The sequence below is a fragment of the Limnobacter thiooxidans genome (assembly GCF_036323495.1).
GTDB classification, from domain to species: domain Bacteria; phylum Pseudomonadota; class Gammaproteobacteria; order Burkholderiales; family Burkholderiaceae_B; genus Limnobacter; species Limnobacter thiooxidans.
This window is the reverse complement of the sequence record NZ_AP028947.1, coordinates 796,192-821,479: the sequence shown is the minus strand read 5'-3', so window position 1 is coordinate 821,479 and position 25,288 is coordinate 796,192. Positions and strand designations below refer to the sequence as shown.

Annotated in this window: 22 protein-coding genes; 15 read left to right on the top strand and 7 right to left on the bottom strand. The window is 55.3% G+C overall.

What is annotated here, in order from left to right; translation table 11 throughout:
* Positions 1 to 39: 39 nt before the first annotated feature.
* From fba to RGQ30_RS03675, 3 genes are read right to left on the bottom strand one after another with little or no spacing between them, the layout of a single operon-like run.
* Positions 40 to 1,104 carry a class II fructose-bisphosphate aldolase gene (gene fba / locus RGQ30_RS03685; protein ID WP_130558272.1) on the bottom strand — a complete coding sequence of 355 codons (1,065 nt, stop codon included), beginning with the start codon at positions 1,102 to 1,104 and terminating at the stop codon, positions 40 to 42.
* Positions 1,105 to 1,139: 35 nt separating this feature from the next.
* Positions 1,140 to 2,594 (bottom strand): pyruvate kinase, encoded by a 1,455-nt coding sequence (pyk, locus tag RGQ30_RS03680; protein ID WP_420915164.1) that lies wholly within the window; start codon positions 2,592 to 2,594, stop codon positions 1,140 to 1,142.
* Positions 2,594 to 3,775: a phosphoglycerate kinase gene (locus tag RGQ30_RS03675; protein ID WP_298219063.1), complete on the bottom strand. Its 1,182-nt coding sequence runs from the start codon at positions 3,773 to 3,775 to the stop codon at positions 2,594 to 2,596. Before RGQ30_RS03675 ends, pyk begins: the two co-directional genes overlap by 1 nt.
* Before the next feature lie 67 nt (positions 3,776 to 3,842).
* Here RGQ30_RS03675 and RGQ30_RS03670 point away from each other — a divergent pair, with 67 nt between their 5' ends.
* On the top strand, positions 3,843 to 4,418 hold the full coding sequence (locus RGQ30_RS03670; RefSeq protein ID WP_298219061.1) for a rhomboid family intramembrane serine protease: 576 nt from the start codon (positions 3,843 to 3,845) through the stop codon (positions 4,416 to 4,418).
* On the opposite strand, the gene RGQ30_RS03665 is transcribed toward RGQ30_RS03670, so the two are convergent.
* The 3 genes from RGQ30_RS03665 to tkt form a co-directional block, all read right to left on the bottom strand.
* Entirely contained in the window at positions 4,372 to 6,378 is a 2,007-nt protein-coding gene (locus tag RGQ30_RS03665) for a S8 family peptidase (protein WP_130558274.1), read from the bottom strand. The two genes, RGQ30_RS03670 and RGQ30_RS03665, sit on opposite strands and share 47 nt — an antisense overlap.
* A gap of 155 nt (positions 6,379 to 6,533) precedes the next feature.
* Positions 6,534 to 7,544, bottom strand: a complete 1,011-nt coding sequence (gene gap, locus RGQ30_RS03660) for a type I glyceraldehyde-3-phosphate dehydrogenase (RefSeq protein WP_130558275.1) — start codon at positions 7,542 to 7,544, stop codon at positions 6,534 to 6,536.
* 39 nt (positions 7,545 to 7,583) lie between these two features.
* Positions 7,584 to 9,584: a transketolase gene (gene tkt / locus RGQ30_RS03655; RefSeq protein ID WP_338284743.1), complete on the bottom strand. Its 2,001-nt coding sequence runs from the start codon at positions 9,582 to 9,584 to the stop codon at positions 7,584 to 7,586.
* A 137-nt stretch (positions 9,585 to 9,721) separates the two neighbouring features.
* On the opposite strand from tkt, the gene RGQ30_RS03650 reads away from it, so the two are divergent.
* From RGQ30_RS03650 to ruvB, 14 genes are all read left to right on the top strand, one after another.
* On the top strand, positions 9,722 to 10,498 hold the full coding sequence (locus RGQ30_RS03650; protein WP_130558277.1) for a 16S rRNA (uracil(1498)-N(3))-methyltransferase: 777 nt from the start codon (positions 9,722 to 9,724) through the stop codon (positions 10,496 to 10,498).
* A gap of 21 nt (positions 10,499 to 10,519) precedes the next feature.
* Entirely contained in the window at positions 10,520 to 11,986 is a 1,467-nt protein-coding gene (locus RGQ30_RS03645) for an NAD-dependent succinate-semialdehyde dehydrogenase (protein WP_130558278.1), read from the top strand.
* 89 nt (positions 11,987 to 12,075) lie between these two features.
* The gene (gene glyQ / locus RGQ30_RS03640; protein ID WP_130558279.1) at positions 12,076 to 13,002 is read left to right on the top strand and encodes a glycine--tRNA ligase subunit alpha; all 927 of its coding nucleotides are present in this window, start codon (positions 12,076 to 12,078) and stop codon (positions 13,000 to 13,002) included.
* A gap of 5 nt (positions 13,003 to 13,007) precedes the next feature.
* Entirely contained in the window at positions 13,008 to 15,092 is a 2,085-nt protein-coding gene (gene glyS / locus RGQ30_RS03635) for a glycine--tRNA ligase subunit beta (RefSeq protein ID WP_130558280.1), read from the top strand.
* A 27-nt stretch (positions 15,093 to 15,119) separates the two neighbouring features.
* Positions 15,120 to 15,683, top strand: a complete 564-nt coding sequence (gene gmhB, locus RGQ30_RS03630) for a D-glycero-beta-D-manno-heptose 1,7-bisphosphate 7-phosphatase (protein WP_130558281.1) — start codon at positions 15,120 to 15,122, stop codon at positions 15,681 to 15,683.
* Between the two features lie 25 nt (positions 15,684 to 15,708).
* Positions 15,709 to 16,476, top strand: coding sequence for a lysophospholipid acyltransferase family protein (locus RGQ30_RS03625; RefSeq protein ID WP_298219053.1), 768 nt, complete (start codon positions 15,709 to 15,711; stop codon positions 16,474 to 16,476).
* Between the two features lie 2 nt (positions 16,477 to 16,478).
* Complete coding sequence (locus tag RGQ30_RS03620) at positions 16,479 to 17,228, top strand: M48 family metallopeptidase (RefSeq protein ID WP_130558282.1); 750 nt, start codon at positions 16,479 to 16,481, stop codon at positions 17,226 to 17,228.
* Positions 17,225 to 17,611, top strand: coding sequence for a lactoylglutathione lyase (gloA, locus tag RGQ30_RS03615; protein WP_130558283.1), 387 nt, complete (start codon positions 17,225 to 17,227; stop codon positions 17,609 to 17,611). Before RGQ30_RS03620 ends, gloA begins: the two co-directional genes overlap by 4 nt.
* Before the next feature lie 187 nt (positions 17,612 to 17,798).
* Positions 17,799 to 18,848: a tRNA dihydrouridine synthase DusB gene (gene dusB / locus RGQ30_RS03610; protein ID WP_298219051.1), complete on the top strand. Its 1,050-nt coding sequence runs from the start codon at positions 17,799 to 17,801 to the stop codon at positions 18,846 to 18,848.
* Positions 18,845 to 19,099 carry a Fis family transcriptional regulator gene (locus RGQ30_RS03605; protein ID WP_130558285.1) on the top strand — a complete coding sequence of 85 codons (255 nt, stop codon included), beginning with the start codon at positions 18,845 to 18,847 and terminating at the stop codon, positions 19,097 to 19,099. Before dusB ends, RGQ30_RS03605 begins: the two co-directional genes overlap by 4 nt.
* A gap of 23 nt (positions 19,100 to 19,122) precedes the next feature.
* Positions 19,123 to 20,715 (top strand): bifunctional phosphoribosylaminoimidazolecarboxamide formyltransferase/IMP cyclohydrolase, encoded by a 1,593-nt coding sequence (purH, locus tag RGQ30_RS03600; protein ID WP_130558286.1) that lies wholly within the window; start codon positions 19,123 to 19,125, stop codon positions 20,713 to 20,715.
* Between the two features lie 27 nt (positions 20,716 to 20,742).
* Positions 20,743 to 21,291 (top strand): crossover junction endodeoxyribonuclease RuvC, encoded by a 549-nt coding sequence (gene ruvC, locus RGQ30_RS03595; RefSeq protein ID WP_130558726.1) that lies wholly within the window; start codon positions 20,743 to 20,745, stop codon positions 21,289 to 21,291.
* Positions 21,292 to 21,353: 62 nt separating this feature from the next.
* The gene (ruvA, locus tag RGQ30_RS03590) at positions 21,354 to 21,944 is read left to right on the top strand and encodes a Holliday junction branch migration protein RuvA (protein ID WP_130558287.1); all 591 of its coding nucleotides are present in this window, start codon (positions 21,354 to 21,356) and stop codon (positions 21,942 to 21,944) included.
* A 12-nt stretch (positions 21,945 to 21,956) separates the two neighbouring features.
* Positions 21,957 to 23,012, top strand: a complete 1,056-nt coding sequence (gene ruvB, locus RGQ30_RS03585; RefSeq protein ID WP_130558288.1) for a Holliday junction branch migration DNA helicase RuvB — start codon at positions 21,957 to 21,959, stop codon at positions 23,010 to 23,012.
* Between the two features lie 756 nt (positions 23,013 to 23,768).
* On the opposite strand, the gene RGQ30_RS03580 is transcribed toward ruvB, so the two are convergent.
* Positions 23,769 to 25,265: a WS/DGAT/MGAT family O-acyltransferase gene (locus RGQ30_RS03580; protein ID WP_130558289.1), complete on the bottom strand. Its 1,497-nt coding sequence runs from the start codon at positions 25,263 to 25,265 to the stop codon at positions 23,769 to 23,771.
* Positions 25,266 to 25,288: the final 23 nt, after the last annotated feature.

Genomic DNA, 25,288 nt, shown 5'->3' with positions numbered 1-25,288 from the left:
GCAGCCCGCGTGAGCTTCTACTTGCGGATCGAACCGCTGTTACTGCACGATCTGGGCCAATTCGCCCTTGGCGTATTTTTGAGCGATTTCGCTCAACGCGATTGGCTTGATCTTGGCACCCTGGCCTTCACAACCGAATTCCATGTAACGCTGCTTGCAAATCTGCTTGGCTGCTTCACGGGCTGGCTTGAGCCATTCGCGCGCATCGAACTTGTCCGGATTTTCAAACATGAATTTGCGCACGGCACCTGTCATGGCCAGACGAATATCTGTGTCAATGTTGATTTTGCGAACACCGTACTTGATCGCTTCCTGGATTTCTTCCACAGGCACGCCGTAGGTTTCTTTCATCTTGCCACCGTATTGGTTGATGATGGCCAACAAATCGGCAGGTACCGATGAGGAACCGTGCATCACCAGGTGCGTATTGGGAATGCGGGCGTGAATTTCCTTGACTCGGGAAATCGCCAGAATGTCGCCTGTGGGCTTGCGGCTGAACTTGTAGGCACCGTGGCTGGTACCAATGGCGATGGCCAACGCGTCCAATTGGGTGGCTTTTACAAACACAGCGGCTTCTTCGGGGTCAGTCAGCATTTGGCTGTGATCCAGCTTCACATCGGCGCCAATGCCGTCTTCTTCACCAGCCTCACCAGTTTCCAAATTACCCAGGCAACCCAGTTCGCCTTCCACGGTCACACCAACCTTGTGCGCCATGTCCACGACTTTGCGAGTCACTTCCAGGTTGTAATCGAAAGACGCAGGGGTTTTGCCGTCTTCCATCAAAGAACCATCCATCATCACTGAGCCAAAACCAAGGTCAATTGCGCCCTGACAAATTTTCGGGCTGGTGCCGTGATCCTGGTGCATCACCAATGGAATGTGCGGGAACGCTTCTACCGCAGCCTGGATCAGGTGCTTGATGAAGGGCTCACCTGCATACTTGCGGGCACCCGCACTGGCTTGCAAAATGACGGGAGCACCCACTTCATCGGCCGCCGCCATCACAGCTTGGACCTGTTCCAGATTGTTGACGTTGAAGGCAGGAATACCATAACCATTTTCAGCGGCATGGTCCAGCAATTGGCGCATGGATACGAGAGGCATTTCAAGGTCTCCAAAAAATAAAATTAGATAATCAATTAGTTAAGCAGGCCAATGTGTTCGCCAACGCGAACAATTTTCATGGTGTTGGTACCGCCAGACTTTCCAATCGGTTCACCAATGGTGATCACGATCAGGTCACCAAGTTCCACCACTTTGGCATCGAGCAAGGCTTTCTCTGACTTGGCCAGCAAGAGCTCGCGGTCTTCTGTTTCGTACTGCATCATCACCGTGCGCACGTCGCGATACATCGACAGGCGGCGGCGGGTTTTTTCTTCGGGGGTCAGCGCAAAAATTGGCACGCCGCTGTTCAAACGCGACATCCACAAGGCCGTTGACCCCGACTGGGTCAAGGCAGCAATCGCTTTTACTTCCAGGTGGTGTGCAGTGAACAGTGCAGCCATCGCGATGGACTGATCCACACGCTTGAACTTGCGGTTCAGAAAATCAGTATCCAGGCTGATAGTGGCTGATTTTTCGGCTTCAACACAAACCCGGGCCATGGCTTGAATGGTTTCCACCGGAAACTTGCCGGCGGCTGTTTCTGCGGACAACATGACTGCATCTGTGCCATCCAGCACGGCGTTGGCCACGTCCGACACCTCAGCACGGGTGGGCACGGGGCTTTCAATCATGCTTTCCATCATCTGTGTGGCGGTGATGGTCAACTTGTTGGCTTCGCGCGCTGCGCGAATGAGACGCTTCTGGGCTGCGGGCACGGCAGCGTCACCAATTTCCACGGCCAGGTCGCCACGGGCCACCATCAGGCCGTCGCAGGAACGGATCAGGTCATCCAGATTTTCAAGGGCTTCGCAGCGCTCAATCTTGGCAATCATGAAAGCATGGCCGCCTGCTGCGCGAGTCAACTCGCGGGCCATGTACATGTCGGCTCCGCTTTTGGGGAAGCTGACTGCGATGTAATCGGCTTCAAACGCCACGGCAGTACGAATGTCTTCCATGTCTTTGGAAGTGAGCGCCGGCGCGGACAAACCGCCACCCAGCTTGTTGATACCCTTGCGGTTTTTCAACACGCCGCCCACTTCGGTTTCGCAATGAATCTGGCTGGGGCCAACTTTCTTGACTTTCAAGACGATTTTGCCGTCGTCAAGCAAGAGTGTGTCGCCAGTTTTTACGTCGTTCACAAGTTCTGGATAATCCAGGCCCACACGCTCGTCGTCACCCAGATCGCATTTGGTTTCCAGCACAAAGGGCTGACCATTCACCAGAGTGGTTGAACCGTTTGCGAACACGCCGATTCGAATTTTCGGACCCTGCAGATCGGCCATGACCGCGATATCTCGACACAGGCGTGCAGCAATTTCACGCACCGTTTTGACCCGGTCAATGTGTTCCTGGGCTGTACCATGCGAGAAATTGACCCGCACCACATTCATGCCCGCGGCAATCATGCGCTCCAGCACGGCTGGCTCGGTAGACGCTGGGCCGAGCGTGGCGACAATTTTGGTTTGACGGGGCACGAATACGTTGGACATCAAGCGGCTCTCTGCTGAAGAATTTCAACGGCTGGAAGTGTCTTGCCTTCAAGAAATTCGAGGAATGCTCCACCACCAGTTGAAATGTAACTGACCTGTTCACCGATGTTGTATTTTGAAATGGCCGCCAGGGTGTCGCCACCACCAGCAATTGAAAACGCCTTGGACTTGGCAATCGCCATGGCCAGGCGCTCGGTGCCTTTGCCGAACTGATCGAATTCGAACACGCCCACTGGGCCATTCCACACGATGGTGCCAGCCTTGTCCAGAATAGCCGCCAGTTCCTCAGCGGTGTTTGGACCAATGTCGAAAATCATGTCGTCTGCGGCCACATCCGCCACTTGCTTGACCGTGGCTTGTGCGGTTGGGGAAAACTCCTTGCCCACGACCACGTCTGTTGGAATGGGCACGGCTGCACCGCGTGCTTTCATGTTGTCAATGATGGTTTTGGCCTCGCCGAGCAATTCATGTTCTGCCAGCGATTTGCCGATTGGCAAGCCCAGTGCTGCCATAAAGGTATTGGCAATGCCTCCACCCACAATCAGCTGGTCCACTTTGTCAGCGAGGCTGTTGAGAATAGTGAGCTTGGTCGACACCTTGGAACCCGCCACAATGGCCACCATAGGGCGCTTGGGTGCTGACAAGGCGGCACCCAGGGCATCCAGCTCCGCGGCCAACAGTGGGCCAGCGCAGGCAATGGGGGCAAACTGGGCTGCACCGTGGGTTGTGGCTTCAGCGCGATGCGCTGTGCCAAATGCGTCGTTGACGTAGATGTCACAAAGCGCTGCAATTTTCTGAGCCAGTTCCGGGTTGTTCTTTTTTTCGCCCTTGTTGAACCGGCAGTTTTCAAGCAGCAGGACTTCGCCCGCTTTCACATCCACGCCGCCCACCCAATCTTTGACCAGGCGAACCGGACGGCCCAACAGCTCGCCCAATCGGGCGGCCACGGGAGCAAGGCTCAGCTTCTCATCGTATTCACCCTCGGTAGGGCGACCAAAATGGCTGGTCAGCATGAGCGCAGCATTGTTGTTCAAGCAATATTCAATACCGGGCAGGGATGCACGAATTCGGGTGTCTTCCGTGATGTTGCCACTTGCGTCCACAGGCACGTTAAAATCGACGCGAATGAGCACGCGTTGGTTGGATACGTCTTGGTCGGTCAGGCGCAGGAAACGCAACATGCTTTTCAACTCTCAAGGAAGGTTATTGGAAACAATCCGCGATTATAACGCCACCAGAAGACTTTTCATGGGGTATGCCTCGTCCTTTGTGATCGGAATATTGGCAATTGCGGGCCAATTTCTGGCGCCTGAATTCCCTCAGCAAGGGCTTGATTTAATTGACTCATTTTTTATTTATGCCCTGTTGGCACAATTCACGCACCTCGGTTGGGCACACCTTGTCCTGAACCTGCTGGGCCTCGCGATTGTGAACTGGGGGTTTACGGGACAGTGCACCACCCGCGAATGGGCGGCCATTCAATTGGCCTCGCTGTTGTGGGTCGCTTTTTACCTGAGTGGCGTTGAAAGGCTGGACTGGTACTGTGGGCTTAGCGGGGCCTTGCATTTCCAGTTTGCGTGCTGCCTGCTTTTGGCCTTCAGTCGAAGCGCGCATGGCCTTCGAACTAGCTGGCCATTGTGGGTACTGCTGGCAGGCTTGTGTGCGAAACTGCTGCTGGAATGGCATTCGGGCCCAAGCACCGATGCACTGGTGGGGGGCCCTGTTGCCCACGCTGCGCACCGGGGTGGCGCATTGGGCGGATTTCTACTGGGTTTGCTTATGCTTGCTTGGTCATTTTTCTCAAGGCGACGCTATTGCGCCTGAAGGCAATAAGTAGCAAGCTCAAGCCCAACAAGCCTGGCAAGGTATTTGAGCCCCCGCCGCCGCCAGCGGAAACACTGCCTGCCGAGCCAGCACCATTGTCTGAGGCTGGTGGAGAAGAACCTCCGGACGTGCCGCCCGTTGTGCCGCCCGAACTGACACTGGCAACCGAAGTGGGTGAGCTACCATTGGCGCCACTGGCCAACACACGGATAGCCGTGTAGCTGGAGTGACTTTCGCCAACCGAATCAGTCACAGTCAACTGGAATACCAGGTCGGATGTAGAACCTGCAGCAGGCAGATCGACATCTGCAGTGGTCGATGTTCCCACAAGGACCTGCTCACCTGATACCTGCGACCAACTGTAAGACGCCACACTTCGGCCTGCAGCCACACTGCTCGCAGAACCACGCAGGCGGACCGGATTTAAGCCTGTTGCATTTTCCTGGAAACCGCTGCTGATCAAGCCATTGGCAGACACAGAGGCATTGGCCACCGGGCGAGTACCCTTGGCAGCGGTGACTGCGGCAAATGCATTCAACATGCCTGTGCCACATACGGCGCTGGTGCAGTTGCAGGCACCTGAACCCTGATTGGCCGTGCAAGTGCTGCTTCTTGGGGTTAAAAATGCTGAAGTTGTGGAAAGAATCTGACTACTCAGTTGGGCAGGCGTCAAAGCAGGGTTGATGGCACGCATCAAGCCCGCTGTGGCGGCCACCAGGGGTGAGGAAAATGAGGTTCCGGTTTTATTCACCAGGCTGGCAGAAGTTGGTGTGGTAGTACCGGAATTGCCCAGACCTACCAAACCATTGCTGAAGCCGCCGGGAGCCATCAGGCTGACCCCGGTACCAATCGCGCTATAACTGGCGCGGCTTCCGTCGCGATCAAGCGCCCCTACGGACAGCACACTGGCACAGTTTGCCGGGGAATCTACAGCCCCACCGCTGTTACCGGCTGCAGCAACCACCAGAGTGCCTGCTGAATTCACACGATTCACGACCGTTTGCTCAAATCCACTGCACGTGGTTGAACTGCCCAAACTCAAGTTGATGACATCGGCCGGGTTGTTGTTGCGTGGAATGCCCGGCACATCAAGACCAGCGGACCACAACATGGCATCCAGAACATCCGACAACAGTCCACCGCATTTTCCAAGCACGCGCACAGGCAACACTTTGACGTTCCAGTCGGCGCCGGCCACATCGGAATCGCTGTTGGTATTGGCGGCAATTTGACCCGCCACGAATGTGCCATGCCAGCTTGAATTCTTGACACTGCAACCTGAAAAAGTGGCCGTTTGCGCATCGGCACTGCTGATCCAGTTGCCGGGGTCAGATGCATCGGAATCACGGCCATTGCCATCGTTGGCAGTGGACACACTTGAGATAAAGTCATAACCGCTCAACAGCCGACCCATCAAATCGGGGGTTTCAAAAACCACACCTGTGTCCAGCACGGCCACAACCACGTCTGCACTGCCACGAATCACGTCCCAGGCCTGGTCAAATTTGGCGCCAGCCGTGTTCACGGTCGATCGAAGTGCCCATTGATTGGCAAAGGTGGGGTCATTCGGTGTTGCAAAGGCACGCATGGGGCGGTCTTCAATTGCAAATTCCACTTCCGGATCACTGGCCAATCGGTTCAACAAGGCCTGCTTGTCGGAGAAACGAACACTGCTGCCCCAACGCAACACATGCGTACCCACAGACCCTGCACGCAACCAAGTGGCATCCAGGTTGTTTCGGGTCAACACACCAGATAGAAACTCGCCCTCCTTTTCAAGGCGGCGAACCGTGGGGCTGCTGCTCAGCTCAACCGAGTTTTTAAGCTTGAGAATGAACTGGGGACTGTCCGATTGCGCATAAGCCGGATTGCTCAAAAGTAACCACGCCAGGCAGAACATGAAAATGCCCAAGAACCGGGGTACGGTCAGATTTGATTTGTGCAGAGGAAAAATCAACATGGCATAACTCACTGATAACAATGAGTTCAGAGTACCGAGCCAGGTCAACAATCAATTGCCGGAAAAGAAAGCAGAACGGAGTCTACTTCTCAGAGGAAGAAAACAAAAAGCCGGGCACATGGCCCGGCTTTTTTTACCTTGGGAAACGCGAGGGTTTACTTCGCGTTCATCAGGGCCACGGTGGTGTCCAACATGCGGTTAGAGAAGCCCCACTCGTTGTCGTACCAGCTGGATACCTTGACCAGCTTGCCGCTGACCTTGGTCAATGTGGCATCAAACGAGCTGGAAGCCGGATTGTGGTTGAAGTCGATCGACACCAGGGGTGCTTCGTTGTATTCAAGCACGCCTTTCAGGGGGCCTTCAGCAGCAGCCTTCAGGATGCTGTTCACTTCGTCAACCGTGGTGTCGCGCTTGGCGATGAAAGACAAGTCAACCATGGACACGTTGATGGTGGGAACGCGCACAGCGTAACCATCCAGCTTGCCGTTCAGTTCTGGCAGAACCAGGCCCACAGCCGCAGCCGCACCGGTTTTGGTGGGGATCATGGACATTGTGGCAGAACGTGCGCGGCGCAGGTCTTCGTGGTAGACGTCGGTCAAGACCTGGTCGTTGGTGTAGGCATGAATGGTGGTCATCAGGCCAGTTTCCAGGCCAATGGCGTCATTCAGTGGCTTGACCAGCGGGGCCAGGCAGTTGGTGGTGCAAGAGGCATTGGAAATCACTGTGTCAGTGCTTTTCAACACACCGTGGTTTACGCCGTAGACCACTGTAGCATCCACGTCTTTACCGCCTGGTGCGGAAATGATGACTTTCTTGGCGCCGCCTTTCAGGTGGGCAGATGCTTTTTCCTTGGAGGTGAAAAAGCCAGTGCATTCCAAAACAACGTCCACGCCCAACTCGCCCCAAGGCAGTTCAGCGGGATTGCGGTTGGCCAGTACCTTGATCTTGTCGCCGTTAACTACCATGTAGTCGCCGTCAACCGTCACGGTGCCAGGGAAACGGCCATGTGCCGTGTCGTACTGGGTCAGGTGAGCATTGGTGTTGGGGTCGCCCAAGTCATTGATGGCCACGATTTGAATGTCGTGTTTCTTGCCACCTTCGTAATGGGCACGCAGTACATTTCGGCCGATGCGGCCATAGCCGTTGATCGCTACGCGAATAGTCATGACAAATCTCCTTGAAAGTAAATCAGTGTTCCGTGTCTCTTAAGCCGTGACCAAAGCCAGTGCAGCCTCGGTGAATTTTTCTGTAGTCAAACCAAAATATTTGAACAGTGCTCCTGCCGGTGCAGACTCGCCAAATGTGCTCATGCCCAACACGGTGCCTTTGACACCAGCATGGGCGATGTACTTGTACCAGCCATCCGTGATGCCAGCTTCAATCACGGCAATCGGGGCTGAACCCAGCACTTGCGCTTTGTAAGCTGTGTCCTGGCGGTCAAATACATTGGTAGATGGCATGGACACCACGCGGGCAGCCACACCCTTCTCAGCCAAGGCCTTTTGGGTGTTCATGGCAATTTCAATTTCAGACCCGGTCGCAATCAGGGTGACCTTGGCGTTGGGTGTATCCACCAACACATAGCCGCCCTTGGCGACAGAAGCCAGCACGTTTTCAGAACGAGCCAGGAAAGGCAGGTTCTGACGGCTGAACAACAGTGCACTCGGGCCATCCTTGCGCTGAACAGCCGAATTCCAGGCTGCCATGGACTCAACCGTATCGGCAGGGCGCCACACATCCATGTTGGGCAGCAAGCGCAAGGTTGCTGCATGCTCAACAGGCTGGTGGGTTGGACCGTCTTCACCAAGACCGATTGAATCGTGGGTGAATACGAAGATATTTCGCTTCTTCATTAGTGCTGCCATGCGCAAGGCATTGCGGCTGTAATCGGAGAAGGTCAGGAAAGTAGCGCCGAAAGGAATGTAGCCACCATGCAGTGCCACGCCATTCAAGGCTGCGCTCATACCGAACTCACGAACACCCCAGTTGATGTGGTTGCCGGCAGTGAAACCGTCCGCATTGCGGCGAACAGCCACGCACTTGGGCCAGTTGGTCAGGTTTGAGCCTGTCAGGTCAGCAGAGCCACCGAGCAGTTCTGGCAATTCCGCAGCCAACAAGGTGATTGCATTCTGGCTGGCCTTGCGGGTGGCAATTGTTTCGCCCTTGGCGGCCACTTCGGCCAGCAAACGCGCAGCAGTTTGTTCAAACTGGGCAGGCAGGTCACCAGCCATGCGACGCTTGAATTCAGCGGCCTTGGCCGGGAATTTCGCGCTGTAGGCATCGAACAGCTTGTCCCAGGCGGACTGGCGGGCGGCCCCTTCAACTTGAGCGTCCCAGGCGTTGTAAACCTCGGCAGGAATTTCAAACGGAGCGTGTGCCCAACCAATGGCTGCTCGTGTGGCTGCAATTTCAGCGTCGCCCAGTGGGGCGCCATGCACCTTGTCGGTACCAGCCAGATTGGGCGAACCCTCACCAATATTGGTTTTGCAACAAATCAGGGTTGGGCCCTTGTCCAGCGCAGCGTTCTGCTTGGCCTGCGCGATTGCAGCGTCTACGGCATCCACATCGTGGCCATTGACATCCGGAATCACGTTCCAGCCATAAGCCTCGAAGCGCTGGGGCGTGTTGTCGGCAAACCAGTGTTCCACTTCACCGTCAATGGAAATGCCGTTGTCGTCGTACATCACGATCAACTTGGACAGACCCAAGGTGCCAGCCAGTGAACAGGCTTCGTGGGAAATGCCTTCCATCAGGCAACCGTCGCCCAAAAACACGTAGGTGTTGTGATCCACAACCGGGAAACCTGCTTCATTGAACTCGGCAGCCAAGAGCTTTTCAGCCAGCGCCAAGCCCACGGCGTTCGCAATACCCTGCCCCAAGGGGCCTGTCGTGGTTTCAACTCCGGGGGTAATGTCCACTTCGGGGTGGCCCGGTGTTTTAGAATGCAACTGGCGGAAGTTTTTCAATTCCTCGATTGGCAGGTCGTAACCGGTCAAGTGCAGCAGCGCGTAAATCAGCATGGAGCCGTGGCCATTGGACAACACGAAGCGGTCGCGATCAGCCCACAGCGGGTTTTGCGGATTGTGCTTCAGGTGGCGTGCCCACAAGGCTACAGCGATTTCGGCCATGCCCATGGGCATGCCGGGATGACCGGATTTGGCGGCTTGAACTGCATCCATGGCGAGCGCGCGAATCGCGTTGGCCATGTTCTTTGACGAAGAGGACATAGGTATGGGGATTGAGGGTTATGCCTGTGGCAAAGTTGGAAAAAAATGAATTTTATCAAAGCTATCCCAATAAAGCGCCCCCATGCGGACAAACCACTGAATAAAGACAGGGAAACATGAAACAAGAAAAGGGCAAGCGCTTGCCGCGTTTCCTTCTAGAACACTGCAATAGTGAAGGCCAAGTGCTTGATCTGACTGATGACTTGATGCATTACGCTTCACGGGTTTTGAGAATTCGCGATGGAGAAGCACTTCGGGTCTGGAATGGACAAGGCGGGGAATTTCAGGCCACAGTTCAATACCTGTCCAAAAAACTGGCCCAGGTTCACATTGGCGACAGGCTCGCAGTGCACGACACTGAACTGCGCAGAACTGTGCATGTGCTGCAGGCCTTGCCGGAAGGCGACAAGATGGACTGGATTCTTGAAAAATGTACGGAATTGGGCGTGGCCGGCTTTCACCCTGTGCAGGCCCAGCGCAGCGTGGTTAAACTGGAAGGCGAACGCGCAAGCAAGCGCCAGGTCCACTGGGAACGGGTGGTTTTGTCAGCCAGCCTGCAAAGTGAACGGGGTACATTGCCGATGGTCGAGCCTGTCCGCCCGCTGAGGGATGCACTTGAACAGATTTCACGCAACTGGCCCGATGCCCAAGTGCTTTGGTTCACCCCGCACACTGAAATGCGGTTGACAGCATGGGCACAAGCTACCCGGCCAGAAGGACCTTTGATCATTTGCGTAGGCCCCGAAGGGGGCTGGACCCCGGAAGAGACTTTGCTTGCAACTGAGTCAGGTGCCGTGCCGCTGCGTTTTTCGCAGCGCGTGTTGAGAACTGAAACTTTCGCCATGGCCTGCGTGGCGCAATTGACCGCCCTGCTGAGCCTGGAACCCAATTAATTAATTAAAAACGAGACAGAAATGAGCAGCACCTTTCAATTCAAAAACCCCAGCCTGTTACAAACCAATCCATTTGTGTATGGCAGTTTCCACGCCTGCGAAACAGATTTTGAGGTGGACAACCCCTCGACGGGTCAAACCATTGCGCAAGTGGGCAACACGTCGATCGCCCTGGCACACGATGCCATTCTGTGTGCTGAAAAAGCCCTGACCAGCTGGCGCAACACCACGGCCAAAAGCCGCGCGCAAATTCTGCGCAAGTGGTTTGACCTGATTGTTGACAATGCCGACGACCTGGCCTTCCTTATGACCCTGGAACAAGGCAAACCATTGGCTGAAGCCAAAGGCGAAGTAGTTTATGGCGCCAGCTTTGTGGAATGGTTTGCAGAACAGACCAAGCGAATTGAAGGCAGCGTACTGGAATCGCCCCAACTGGGCCGGGAACTGCTGGTGTTGAAACAAGGCATTGGCGTGTGCGCAGCCATTACCCCCTGGAACTTTCCGATTGCCATGATTACCCGAAAAGTGGCGCCAGCACTGGCAGCTGGATGCACTGTGGTCGTCAAGCCTGCAGAGCAAACTCCGCTCAGCGCACTGGCCTTGGCTGAACTGGCACGCCAGGCCGGCTTTCCAGCAGGGGTGTTGAACGTGCTGACAGGCGATGCAAACCGGTCCATTGAAATTGGCAAGGTACTTTGCGAAAGCGATGTGGTACGGAAACTGACCTTCACGGGAAGCACAGAAGTGGGCCGAATCCTGATGCAGCAATGCGCCCCCACCATCAAGAAGCTCAGCCTTGAGTTGGGTGGACACGCACCGTTTATCGTGTTTGAAGATGCCAACCTGGACAAGGCCGTGGAAGGCCTGATTGCCTCCAAGTTCCGCAATGCCGGTCAAACCTGCGTGTGCACCAACCGCATTTATGTGCACCGCAGCGTGCAGCAGGCTTTTGCAGACAAGCTGCTGGCCAAAATTTCAAAACTCGATGTTGGCGATGGCATCAAGACCAAGGCCAGTATTGGCCCCATGATCGACGAACAGGCCGTGGCCAAGGTTCAAAAACACGTAGATGATGCAATCGAGAAAGGAGCTACCCTGCTCCACGGCGGGAAACCACATGCTCTGGGTGGCCGGTTTTTTGAGCCGACACTGATCAACAATGCCGACCACCGCATGCTGGTGGCCCAGGAAGAAACCTTCGGGCCCCTTGCCGCAATTTTCCCTTTCGACACAGAAGAGCAAGCCATCAACCATGCCAACAACACCCCTTACGGTTTGGCAGCCTATTTCTACACCGAGAATTCCGCGCGCACCTTCCGCGTGGCCCGGGCGCTGGAATATGGCATGGTCGGGATCAATGTGGGCGTGTTTTCCAACGAGGTGGGGCCTTTTGGCGGGGTCAAACAATCGGGCCTTGGGCGTGAAGGTTCCGTCTGGGGAATTGAGGAGTTTCTGGAAATGAAGTACCTGTGCATTGGCACGCTTTAGGACCACGAGCCACAACCAAAGCCCCGGCAAGCCATTACAATACGGGGCAATTGACGTACAAAACACCGAACAAGTAAGGACCGGCGCACATGCAAAAGAAACCGCTGACGTTTCAACAGGCCATTTTGACCCTGCAGAATTACTGGGACCAGCAAGGTTGCGCCCTGCTGCAGCCTTTTGACATGGAAGTGGGTGCGGGCACCAGCCACACTGCCACATTTTTGCGCGCCTTGGGCCCCGAGCCCTGGAACGCTGCTTACGTGCAACCGTCACGCCGCCCCAAAGACGGCCGCTATGGCGAAAACCCCAACCGCATGCAGCATTACTACCAGTTCCAGGTGGTGCTCAAGCCCTCCCCTGAAGATATCATTGAACTGTATTTGGGCAGCCTTGAAGCATTGGGCATTGACACCAAGCAGAACGACATCCGTTTCGTGGAAGACAACTGGGAAAACCCGACACTGGGTGCCTGGGGCCTGGGCTGGGAAGTCTGGTTGAACGGCATGGAAGTGACGCAGTTCACCTACTTCCAACAAGTGGGCGGACTGGATTGCGCCCCAATTTTGGGCGAAATCACCTACGGCATTGAACGCCTCACCATGTACCTGCAAGGCAAGGAAAACGTGTACGACCTGGTATGGACCGAGCGTGAAGAAAAAGGCGTGAAGAAAGTGCTGACCTATGGCGATGTGTTCCACCAGAACGAAGTGGAACAATCCACCTACAACTTCGAGCACAGCAATGCCGACATGCTGTTCCGCCACTTTGGTGAATATGAGGCTGAAGCCAAACATTTGATTGAAGTCGGCCTGGCCCTGCCCGCTTACGAAATGATTTTGAAAGCAGCTCACACCTTCAACCTGCTGGATGCACGCGGCGCCATTTCCGTCACCGAACGCGCTGCCTACATCGGCCGCATTCGCAATTTGTCACGCGCAGTAGCGCAAGCCTATTTCGAGTCCCGGGAAAAGCTTGGCTTCCCCATGTGCAACACCCCCAACACACAAGCTGCCTGATCACAATGAACCCAACACTACTGGTTGAGCTGTTTACCGAAGAGCTCCCACCCAAAGCCCTGCAAACCTTGGGCAACGCTTTTTCTGAACTGATGAGCAAAACATTGCGCGATGAAGGCCATTTGGCCGAAAACAGCGTGGTCGAAAGTTTTGCCAGCCCTCGTCGCCTGGCTTGCCGCATTACCCAGGTGGCAGGCTTCAGCCCCGAGAAAAAAATTCAGGAACGTTTGCTGCCAGTCAAGATCGGACTGGATGCAAATGGCCAACCCACCCCGCCCTTGCAGAAGAAGCTTGATTCATTGGGCCTTGGACTGGTCAACGTGGACCAACTGGAAACCATCAACGATGGCAAACAGGATGTGCTGCACATTTCGCGCACCCAGGCTGGCAAGGCACTTGAAGAATCGCTGAACAAGGCGCTTGAGGTGGCCACCACCAAACTGCCAATTCCAAAAGTCATGAGTTACCAGCGGCCTGATGGCAGCACTGTGCATTTTGTTCGCCCTGCGCACCGCCTGACCTGCTTGCATGGCGACAAGGTCGTGCCCGCACAAGTACTGGGCCTGGAAAGCGACCGCATCACATTGGGTCATCGCTTCCTGAGCAATGGCGTGGTGAACATTGCCCATGCCGACACCTATGAAGCGCAGCTGGAAACCGAAGGCAAGGTGATCGCAAGTTTCGAGAAGCGAAAAGCCGCCATCGAACAGGCACTGGCCGCTCAAGCCGCTGGTGACAAGGTGGTCCAACCCGCGGACCTTGTGGATGAAGTGTGCGCGCTGGTTGAATGGCCCGTGGTGTATGAAGCAGGTTTCGAAAAAGAATTTCTGGAAGTACCCCAGGAATGCCTGATTCTGACCATGCAAGCCAACCAGAAATACTTTGCGATTACCGACCAGAACGGCAAGATGAAAAACCGTTTTCTGCTGGTGTCGAACCTGCTGACCAGCACGCCTGCGCTGATCACCACGGGCAATGAACGCGTACTGCGCGCCCGTTTGGCCGATGCAAAATTCTTCTTCGACCAAGACCGCAAGAAAACACTGGAAAGCCGTCTGCCTGGCCTGGCCAATGTGGTGTACCACAACAAGCTGGGCACCCAGAAAGACCGCAATGGTCGACTGGTTGAGCTGGCCGCAGCGCTTGCGCCAGTCTGTGGTGCCAACGTTGAGCAAGCCAAACGTGCTGCCTTGCTGTGCAAAGCCGACCTGCTGACTGACATGGTGGGCGAGTTCCCTGAACTGCAGGGCAATATGGGCGAGCATTACGCCCACCACGATGGTGAAGCTGCCGAAGTAGCTCAAGCTATTGCCGATCATTACAGCCCCCGCTTTGCGGGCGACAACCTGCCCCGCAACCCCGTGGGTTTGGCGGCGGCACTGGCCGACAAGCTGGAAACCCTGGTGGGTATTTACAGCATTGGCTTGGTACCCACAGGCGACAAAGACCCCTTCGCCCTGCGCCGCCATGCGCTGGGCGTGATCCGAATGGTCATCGAAAAAAATCTCAAGCTGGATTTGATTGAAGCACTCACTCAAGCCAGCAGCCTGTTCACCGCATTCCCTGATTTCAAACCCAGCGTGGAAGGCATTGCCAGTTTCATTCAAGACCGCTTGCGCGGATACCTGAAAGACCAGGGTTATTCCACGGCAGAAGTGGAATCGGTACTCAGCCAGAACCCCAGCCAGTTTGCCGACCTGCCCAAACGACTTGAAGCAGTGCGTGCTTTCTCGCAACTGCCGGAATCGCAAGCATTGGCTGCAGCCAACAAGCGGATCACCAACATCCTGAAGAAAACCGACGTGGCTTCTTCGGACGTGAATGAAAGCCTGTTGCAAGTCGATGCCGAGAAAGCATTGGCTGCCCAGGTCAGGGAAGTCGCCCCCCTTGCCACACAGGCTTTTGATCAAGGCAACTACCAACAGGCACTGCTGGTGCTTGCACCATTGAAAGCCAATGTGGATGCGTTTTTTGAAAACGTGATGGTGATGGACAACGATGAAGCGCTGAAAAACAACCGCTTGGCACTGTTGAAACACATGCACGGTTTGATGAACCGGGTGGCCGACATTTCCCAACTGGCCTCTTAAACAAAGACACAGAGCAAAGGGCAAGACATGAAACTCATCGTGCTGGATCGGGATGGTGTAATCAACGAGGACTCGGATGAATACATCAAGTCAGTGGATGAATGGATCCCGATTGCCGGCAGCATGGACGCGATTGCCCGGCTGAACCGTGGCGGCTACCGCGTGGTCGTTGCCACCAACCAAAGCGGCGTTTCACGTGGCATGTTCGACCTGGAAACCTTGTCGGCCATGCACAAGAAAATGCATGAACTCGCCAATGAAGCAGGCGCGCACATCGAAGGCATTTTCTTTTGCCCCCACGGCCCGGACGACAAGTGCAACTGCAGAAAGCCCAAACCAGGCCTGTTCCAGGAAATTCAGGCACGCACCGGCTTCAAGCTCGAAGGTGTGCCTTGCGTGGGCGACTCGCTGCGAGACCTTCAGGCCGGCGCAAGTCAGGGCTGTGCAACCTTTCTGGTGAAAACCGGCAAGGGCAAGAAAACGCTGGAGACTAAAAAAGAGGAGTTGCCCAAAGGTACCCTGGTGTTCGACAATCTGGCAGCAATTGCTGAGCACTTGGTGCCAGACGATCCGTTTGCAAACAATCGATAAAAACTAAAATTCTCGGAGGCCTGTGGTGAGATCCTTCATCGGTTCTATCCTGTTTTTCATTTACGTCGTCGTCTACACCCCCATTCACGCAACCCTGTTGTTGCTCGTCTCCCCATTTATTTCCATTCGCAACCGATATGTGTTTGCCTGCTGGTGGAACGCCCTGAACATCAAGATGCTCAGGCTGCTTTGCAACATTCAATACAACGTGGAAGGCATGGAGCACCTGCCCAACACCGGCGCGATCATTCTGGCCAAGCACCAGTCCGCCTGGGAAACTTTTGGAATTCCGGCCAACCTGCTGCCCCGCCAACTGTGCCTGGTGTACAAAAAGGAACTGCAATATGTGCCTTTTTTCGGCTGGGCACTTTGGGTGTTGCGCATGGTGCCTATTGATCGGAAAAACGGGGTTGAAGCGTTTGAACAGGTCAAGACCATGGCCGGCCAGCGCATGAAGGAAGGGGCGTGGATGATGTTTTTCCCCGAAGGCACGCGAGTACCGGTTGGCTACAAACGCCGCTACAAAACCGGCGGTACGCGCCTGGCTGTAGCAACCGGCACACCAGTGGTACCAGTTGCACACGACGCTGGGGAGTACTGGAAACGCAAAGGCTTTTTCAAGAAGGCCGGTACGGTCACTTTGCGCTTTGGCCCGCCGATTTCACCGGAAGGGCATGACGCCGACAGCCTGATGAAAGTAGTTGAGGACTGGATTGAAGGCGAAATGCACAAGATCAGCCCGAACCGTTACACCAGCGCCGAAACCCCGCTGGTTGCCAAAGGCGACAAATAAGTATGGGTGCAGCACCGCCCGCCATGGAAGTTTGTAGCATTGAACTGCCATGGGGCGTGTGCACCTATAGCCTGAAACGCAGCAACCGCAGGTCAGTGGGGTTTCTGATTGGCGACAACGGCCTTCAAATCTCAGCTCCGCTTCGCCTGCCACTCAACCAGTTACAGGGCATCATCCAGACCAAATCCCGCTGGATACAACAGCGGCTCAAGCAATGGGAAACTCGAAGCAGCCGCACGGTTCAACTGTCGTCCCTGCTGGACGAAGGCAAACCTATCCCGATTCGCGGCGAGCACTATTGCCTGGAAAACCTGCCCCCCCGCAGCAAAGCCCTGTTGAACCCCTGGACTAAGAGTATTGCCTTGCCGGTTTTCGACAACCCATTGCAACGCGACAAGGCCATCGAAAAACTGCTGAAGACCCATGCCCGGGAAGTGTTTGTCCACATGGCCGCGACACTGAAAAATCGCCAGGGTGATGCCAATCGGCTACCCGACTTTTCGATTCATCTGTCCAGCCCGAATTCACGCTGGGGTTCTTGCAACAGCAAACGGGAAGTTCGCCTGAACTGGCGACTGGTGCACTACCCGCCCCGCATGATTGAATACGTGATTGCGCATGAACTTGCACACCTTGTTGAAATGAATCACAGTGCCCGCTTCTGGGCTGTGGTGGAAAGCCTCATGCCCGATTACAAAGAACCCCACAAATTGCTGTCAAAAATGAATCCTTCGGAGGTACCCGTACTATGAGAATTCTTCACACCATGCTGCGCGTGGGCGACCTGCAACGCTCAATCGATTTCTACACCCAGGTCATGGGAATGAAGGTCATTCGTACCACTGAACGTGCCGACCAGGGTTACTCGCTGGCCTTCGTGGGTTACGGTACAGAACAGGACGGTGCTGTCATTGAGCTGACCTACAATCATGGCGTGAGCCAATACGAACTGGGCACTGCTTACGGCCACATTGCGATTGCGGTTGGTGACGCAGCGGCGCAGTGTGAACGGATCACCCAAGCGGGGGGAAAAGTGACCCGGCCTGCAGGCCCTGTAAAGGGTGGCAACACGGTCATCGCCTTTGTTGAAGACCCTGACGGCTACAAAATCGAACTCATCCAAACCAGTCACTGAGCCAATCTTCCAGCCGTTTGACCAAGGTTTGAACCTGCCCGCCAACTCAGCGGGCAGCGCATTGAAGCCCACTTTGACAAACAGAAGTCAAGTAAAAAATTTCCTTTTATTTCAGAATTTAGGGTCGAATAAAATAGCCCCGCCCGTTACAATGGGCTGCTCGAAATTTGCTTAAATTTTGTGCAACGTGCAGATCGCCCATTTAACACTCCCAAACAATTTGTTCCTGGCCCCCATGGCTGGCGTAACAGATCGCCCCTTCCGCCAGCTGTGCAAAAAGCTGGGGGCGGGGCATGCCGTTTCGGAAATGGCCGCGAGCAACCCGGCACTTTGGAAAACAGACAAAAGTACTCGCCGACTAAACCACTACGGTGAAACCAAGCCAATTGCCGTACAAATTGCAGGATCTGACCCAGACATGATGGCGCACGCAGCGGCCTACAACATTGAACGTGGCGCGCAAATCATCGACGTCAACATGGGCTGCCCAGCCAAGAAGGTGTGCGCAGTGGCAGCGGGGTCCGCGCTTCTGCAGAACGAGCCCCTGGTGGAAAGCATACTGAAAGCAGTGCATGCGGAATGCGCAAAGCGGGATGTACCGCTGACACTTAAGTACCGCACAGGCTGGTCGCCTGAACACAAGAACGCCATTCACATTGCGCAAATGGCAGAATCAATCGGTGTTTCGCTGTTGACCCTGCATGGCCGCACACGGGCCTGCGGCTACACTGGCGATGCCGAATACGACACCATCCGGGCGGTAAAGCAGGCTGTGAGTATTCCAGTGATTGCCAACGGCGACATCACCACGCCTGAAAAGGCAAAGTTCGTGCTGGATTACACGGGTGCCGATGGCTTGATGATCGGCAGGGCCGCCCAAGGCAATCCGTGGATTTTCCGGGAAGTGCTGCATTACCTGAAAACCGGTGAGGCACTTGAAGCACCCACGCTGGAAGAGGCGCATGAAGTGATGATGCATCACCTGCGCGATCACCATGAATTTTATGGAGAGAAAACGGGCCTGCTGACTGCCAGAAAGCATTTGCAGTGGTATCTTTGCGGCCCTGCCGGAAAAAACAACGCCGTGGTCGACCAACTGATGCTGGCACAAACCACCGACGCTCAATTGCGCATTGTCGATGATTTTTTTCGGGCCTGGAAACAAAGTGGCCAGCAGTACTTCGCCGCAGAAAACGACTCAATTCAACACACACCAAAAAGAAGATTGGCAGCATGAAACCCAATGACAGCGATCTCAGTCCCGTCACCATTTCTGAGTGCATTCGAAGCAACCTCGACAAGTTCTTCGACGACCTGGAAGGCGAGTGTGCCAAGTCTGTTTATGACATGGTGTTGTCTGCGGTCGAACGCCCCATGCTGGAAGTGGTCATGGAAAAAGCCAATATGAACCAAACCATCGCCAGCCAGATGCTGGGCATCAACCGCAACACCTTGCGCAAAAAGCTGCAACAACACGGCCTTATTTAATTTTTTCTTTTCCAGCCAAAGCCATGACATCGAACCCAACCATCAAACGCGCGCTGCTGAGCGTGTCCGACAAAACAGGCATTCTCGAACTGGCCAAAGCCTTGGCTGATCGCGGTGTTGAAATCCTGTCCACTGGCGGTACCGCCAAGCTGCTGGCCGAGAAAGGCCTGGTTGTGAAAGAAGTGAGCAGCCACACCGGTTTTCCGGAAATCATGGATGGCCGGGTCAAGACCTTGCACCCGAAAATCCACGGCGGCATTCTGGCTCGGCGTGACCTGCAAAGCCACCTGGATGCCATGGAAGAACACGGCATCGGAGCAATTGACCTGGTGGCTGTGAACCTGTACCCCTTTGACCAGGCCACGGCTGGCGACAACGTGAAGCTGGAAGACGCGATTGAAAACATCGACATTGGCGGCCCAGCCATGGTGCGCGCATCAGCCAAAAACTACACCGGCGTGACCATCATTGTGGACCCATCCGATTACGTCAAAGTGATCGACGAAATCAAGAGTAACGATGGCGCCACCACATTGAAAACCCGCAGCGGCCTGGCGGCCAAGGCCTATGCACACACTGCGCGCTACGACGGCGCCATTGCAGCATTCCTGACCAGCCTGCAGGGTACTGAAGGTGCATTGGAAGACACGCCCGCGCGCATTGAATACCCGGAAGTGCTTTCCATGCAATTCCACAAGGTGCAAGACATGCGTTACGGCGAAAACCCGCATCAAAGCGCAGCGTTCTACCGCGAAGCGAAGGCACCCGTAGGTCTGCTGGCCAACTACCGCCAGCTGCAAGGCAAGGAATTGAGTTTCAACAACATCGCTGACTCCGATGCCGCCTGGGAATGTGTCAAAACATTTGATGCCCCGGCCTGCGTGATCATCAAGCATGCCAACCCCTGCGGCGTTGCTGTAGCGGAAGGCTCATTGAATGCCTATTTAAAAGCCTTGAAAACAGACCCCACTTCGGCATTCGGCGGCATCATCGCATTCAACCGCACAGTGGACGAAGCCACTGCCCAAGCCGTGGCCAAGCAGTTCGTTGAAGTGGTCATTGCGCCTGCATTTGATGAAGCAGCGCGCGCCGTGTTCTTTGCAAAACAGAATGTTCGCCTGCTGGAAATTCCAGTAGAAGCTGGCATGCACAAATTCGATTACAAACGTGTGGGCGGTGGTCTGCTGGTTCAAAGTCCGGATGAGCGCAATGTGCAACAAAGTGAAATCAGGATTGTCAGCAAGCGCCAACCCACTGAACAGCAATGGGCCGACTTGATGTTTGCCTGGCGCTGCGCGAAGTTCGTGAAAAGCAACGCCATCGTGTTTTGCAAAGACGGCATGACCATGGGTGTGGGCGCAGGGCAAATGAGCCGCGTAGACTCCGCGCGCATCGCCTCCATCAAGGCACAAAATGCAGGCCTGACCTTGGCCGACAGCGCAGTAGCCTCTGATGCCTTCTTCCCCTTCCGCGATGGCCTGGATGTAGTGGTGGATGCCGGTGCAAGCTGCGTGATCCAGCCTGGCGGTTCCATGCGGGATGACGAGGTCATTGCCGCTGCCAATGAGCGGGATATTGTCATGGTGCTGACCGGTGTGCGCCATTTCCGCCACTAAACTGGTCATCAAGCGCCTGCCATGGTGATGCGCATCCTCGGTATAGACCCAGGCTTGCGCGTCACTGGCTATGGTGTGGTTGACATTGTTGAAAGCCAGCAAATCTACGTGGCCAGCGGAGTGATCCGCTCCAATTCCGACGCTTCACTGCCCGACCGTTTGCACACCCTTTTTTCAGGGCTGTGCGAACTGGCTGAACTGTACAAACCCCAAGTGGCCGTTGTTGAAAAAGTGTTTGTGAACGTCAACCCGCAATCCACTCTTCTCTTGGGTCAGGCTCGTGGCGCAGTGCTCACTGCATTGACCCACAGCGGTTTGGCTGTGACTGAATACACCGCGCTTCAAATCAAGCAGGCCATTGTGGGGCATGGCAAAGCCAACAAGGAACAGGTGCAGGAAATGGTCAAGCGCTTGCTGAAACTGCCTGCCCACCCCTCAGCGGATGCCGCAGACGCACTGGCCGCCGCACTGACCCATGCACAAAGCAGCAAACTGCTTGACGCATTGGCAGCCAAAGACCTGCCCACCAGTATTTTCAAAACCCGCACCCGAAAGGGCCGTACCAGCTGGAAATGAAGTCGCTTGTCGTATAATCGAATTCAGTTTACTGTGAATATGAACAGTGTGGAGAAACTGCAATGATTGGTCGCCTGAAAGGCACTTTGCTGGAAAAAAATGCGCCGTGGATATTGATTGATGTCCAGGGCGTGGGGTATGAACTGCAAGTGCCGATGAGCACGCTGTTCAACCTGCCAGAAATCAATGCCGTGTGCACCCTGCTCACCCACCTCGTTGTTAGGGAAGACGCGCACACCCTGTACGGATTTCAAAACGCCGCAGAAAAAAATCTGTTCAAAACACTGATCAAGGTGTCCGGTATTGGCCCGCGCACTGCACTGGCCATTTTGTCCTCCATCTCCACCCAGGAATTTTTGCTGGCGGTACAAAGCCAGGAAACAGGCAGGCTTGTGAAAATCCCGGGCATTGGGAAAAAAACGGCGGAACGCTTGCTACTCGAATTGAAAGGCCAGATCGTGGCCTTGGGCGGTACAGCCAATATTGCTGAGGGCATGCCTATACCGGTGGCCAGCCAAAGTGACATTGTGCAGGCACTGTGTGCCCTCGGCTATTCCGACAAGGAAGCCACCCTCGCCTGCAAAGGTCTGCCTGAAGGCACCAGTGTCACCGATGGCCTGAAGCTGGCCTTGCGCAACCTGTCCAAAGGCTAAAGGCAAACCCACATGATTGAACCCGATCGCCTGATCAGCCCGACCAAAACCACACCCGCTGAAGAAGCTTTTGAACGCGCATTGCGCCCAAAGCACCTGGACGAGTACGTGGGGCAGCAAAAAATTCGCGATCAACTTGATATTTTCATTGCCGCTGCAAAAGGGCGCAACGAAGCACTGGATCACGTGCTGCTTTTCGGCCCGCCTGGTTTGGGTAAAACAACCCTGGCCCACATTCTGGCCCGCGAAATGGGCGTGAACTTGCGCCAAACCTCTGGCCCCGTGCTGGAACGCCCAGGCGACCTGGCAGCCTTGCTCACCAACCTGGAAGCGAACGATGTGCTGTTTATCGACGAGATTCACCGCTTGTCCCCGGTGGTCGAAGAAATTCTGTACCCGGCACTTGAAGACTACCAAATCGACATCATGATTGGCGAAGGACCAGCTGCACGCAGTGTCAAGCTCGACTTGCAGCCTTTCACCCTGGTGGGAGCCACCACCCGCGCGGGCATGTTGACCAACCCGCTTCGCGACCGGTTTGGTATTGTGTCGCGGCTTGAGTTTTACACACCGGAAGAATTGTCCCGCATCGTGGCCCGTTCAGCGAATTTGTTGGACACGCCAGCCGAGGCCTCGGGTTGTCTTGAAATTGCACGGCGATCACGCGGCACCCCTCGCATTGCAAACCGACTGCTGCGCCGGGTTCGTGATTACGCGCAGGTGAAAGCCAATGGTGTGATTACCGCGGAGGTGGCAGATGCAGCGCTGACCATGCTGGATGTGGACAAAGTGGGCCTTGACCCCATGGACCGCAGGCTGCTTGAAACCATCATCCACAAATTTGGTGGTGGGCCGGTTGGCCTTGAAAGCGTGGCCGCTGCGATTGGTGAAGAAAAAGACACCATTGAAGATGTGCTAGAGCCCTATCTGATTCAGCAGGGCTACATTCAACGTACCCCACGGGGGCGGATTGCAACGCTGAACACCTACGCCCACTTCGGGCTGACAGCGCCTGCGAGTTTGGCGGGCACACATGCGGCGAATTTGCAGCAAGGTGATTTGCTGTAAGGCGGCGCATTGAATTGCCTACAAGGAGTAGTGTGGCTATTCGGAGTTGTTTGCCACACCGGCAGGGTTTTAAGCCTACCCGGCGTGGCTTACTCGTTGCGCGAGTTGAACCTGGCCTCTGTTTGGGCCTACCCAGCGTGCCTTGCCCGATCCCGCACGAAAAACCGCTGATCCCTTTTTGACACACCCACTGCTCACAGCGCCTCGGCAAAAAAGATGGCCGAGGACTCTGTGGTGCCCTCCAGGCACACGCAATGGGCTGGGTCAAAAAGGGGCGGTTTTCCTGAATTTGCGGAACAGGCAAGCGCACTGCCGGGGAGGCCAAGCCGGCAGGCTGGTCTTGCGGGCAGCGGGTTCAAAGCCACACCTATGGAGACCTCACCAGCTCCGGTTCTTCAACGAGCACGGCCAACTGAGCGCTGATGTAGCCCGATCACCCCGCAGACCAACGCACCGCCAGTGTCAACCCCGTCACAGTTGCTGCCCACACATGTGCGATCAATTACCGACACCTTAGCGCACACTCAGCAGCGAGACTCCAATCGCTTCGCCATTCAAGAAAACCTGCCCGTTTGAAGTTCACATGCAACGTTCGGCTGCAAGCCGACAACACACTCGACCATCTCTTTTGTCGAGTGTGTTGAGTCAATATGAATTTCAAAAAGGGAAAACCAGGTTTTCAGGCGAGCGATTGGAGTTCGCGCTGAGTGGGCTTTAAGCCGTGTGGGCCCAAAAAACCACCCGGCGTTAGTCGACTCAAGCCTTGCGGGTTGCAGTCTTGCGGGTTGCAGTCTTGCGCGCTGCAGGCTTGGCCGCAACTGGTGCAGCCGTGGGCTCGGCAGTCTTGCTTTCCCACTTCACCCCAAGCACCGATTCCAGTTCCTCAAGCGCTTCACCGGTGTAAACAGACAAACGCTGCATGGATGGCAATGCATCGTGGTCACCCGTAAACGCCACGTTGAACTGCCCGGAATAACTCACCACAGTGATATTCAAAGCCTGCCCATGCGGAATCAGCGAAATCGGGTAGAACTGTTCCAACCTGCAACCGGAGAAATACAAGTCCTGGGACGGGCCAGGCACGTTTGAAATCACTGTGTTGAAAATTGGCCGGGTCAAACCACCCAGCCCTGAAACCAGTTGCAACATCATCGGTGCCATCAGCATGATGGTGTAGTTGTTGATGGCCTCTTTGGGCATGGCCTGCAAATTGGTCTTGGCCAATTGCGTGGAACGGTGAATTTCATTCAACCGCACCAAGGGATCGCTCTCGGTGGTGTACAGGTTGGCAATGATGAAACTGATGGCATTGCCGCCGTCCAGGTCATCTGCCGGGCGAACAGACACAGGCAAACCAGCCGTCAGCGATTCCGCAGGCAGCGCGTCCCGTTCCAGCAGATAACGGCGAATTGAACTAGAGCAAATTGCCAGAAAAATATCATTCACACTGACCTTCGCCGCATCTGCCACAGCGCGAACGCGCTCCAGCGGATAGGTCTGGGTAGCCAGGCGACGCGCGCCCCCCACCCTTCTGTTCACAATCGAACGGGGGCCTGAGAACGGAGTCGCCAGGGCCGGGTCGGTCGGCTTGACAGCCTCACGCACCAAATCCATCAGCGCGCGCCCCGCTGCAGGCAGGGACTGACCGCTCAGCTTGGCAGCCTCCCAGGCCTCACGGGCCTGGTCCGCAAAATGTTGCGGCTCGGTGCTCTTTTTCTTGCGGCTGACTGTGCCTACAGACCAAGGCGCTGGCAAGCCCATGCTTTCCTTGGCCGACTTGCCAAAAATTCGTTCCATCAGACGCATACCGCCCACACCATCCATTAGCGAATGGTGCATCTTGGTGTACAGCGCGAATCGGTTGCCATACAACCCTTCAATCAGGTGCATTTCCCACAGCGGTTTGCGGAAGTCCAGTGGGTGAGAGTGCAAACGCGAAATCAAGGTACCCAACTCGCGCTCTCCGCCGGGTGCTGGCAAGGCGCTGTGACGGAAATGGTAATCCAGGTCAATCTTGTCAGCCTCAATCCACTTGGGCATCAAAGTCAACAAGCGAGGACTGGACAAGCGATAGTTGAAGGGGGGCGCGAACTCCACGGAGGCACGCAGCATTTGAACAATTCGTGCAATGGCCTGCTGGGATGTTTCGCCCTCAGGCACTGTGAAAATCGCCATGCTGCCCACATGCATGGGCGCTTCTTTGGACTCAACATACAACCAGGATGCATCCAGCAAAGGGATATTTTTTGCCATCTCTGTAGTCTCCGCTTCTCTTT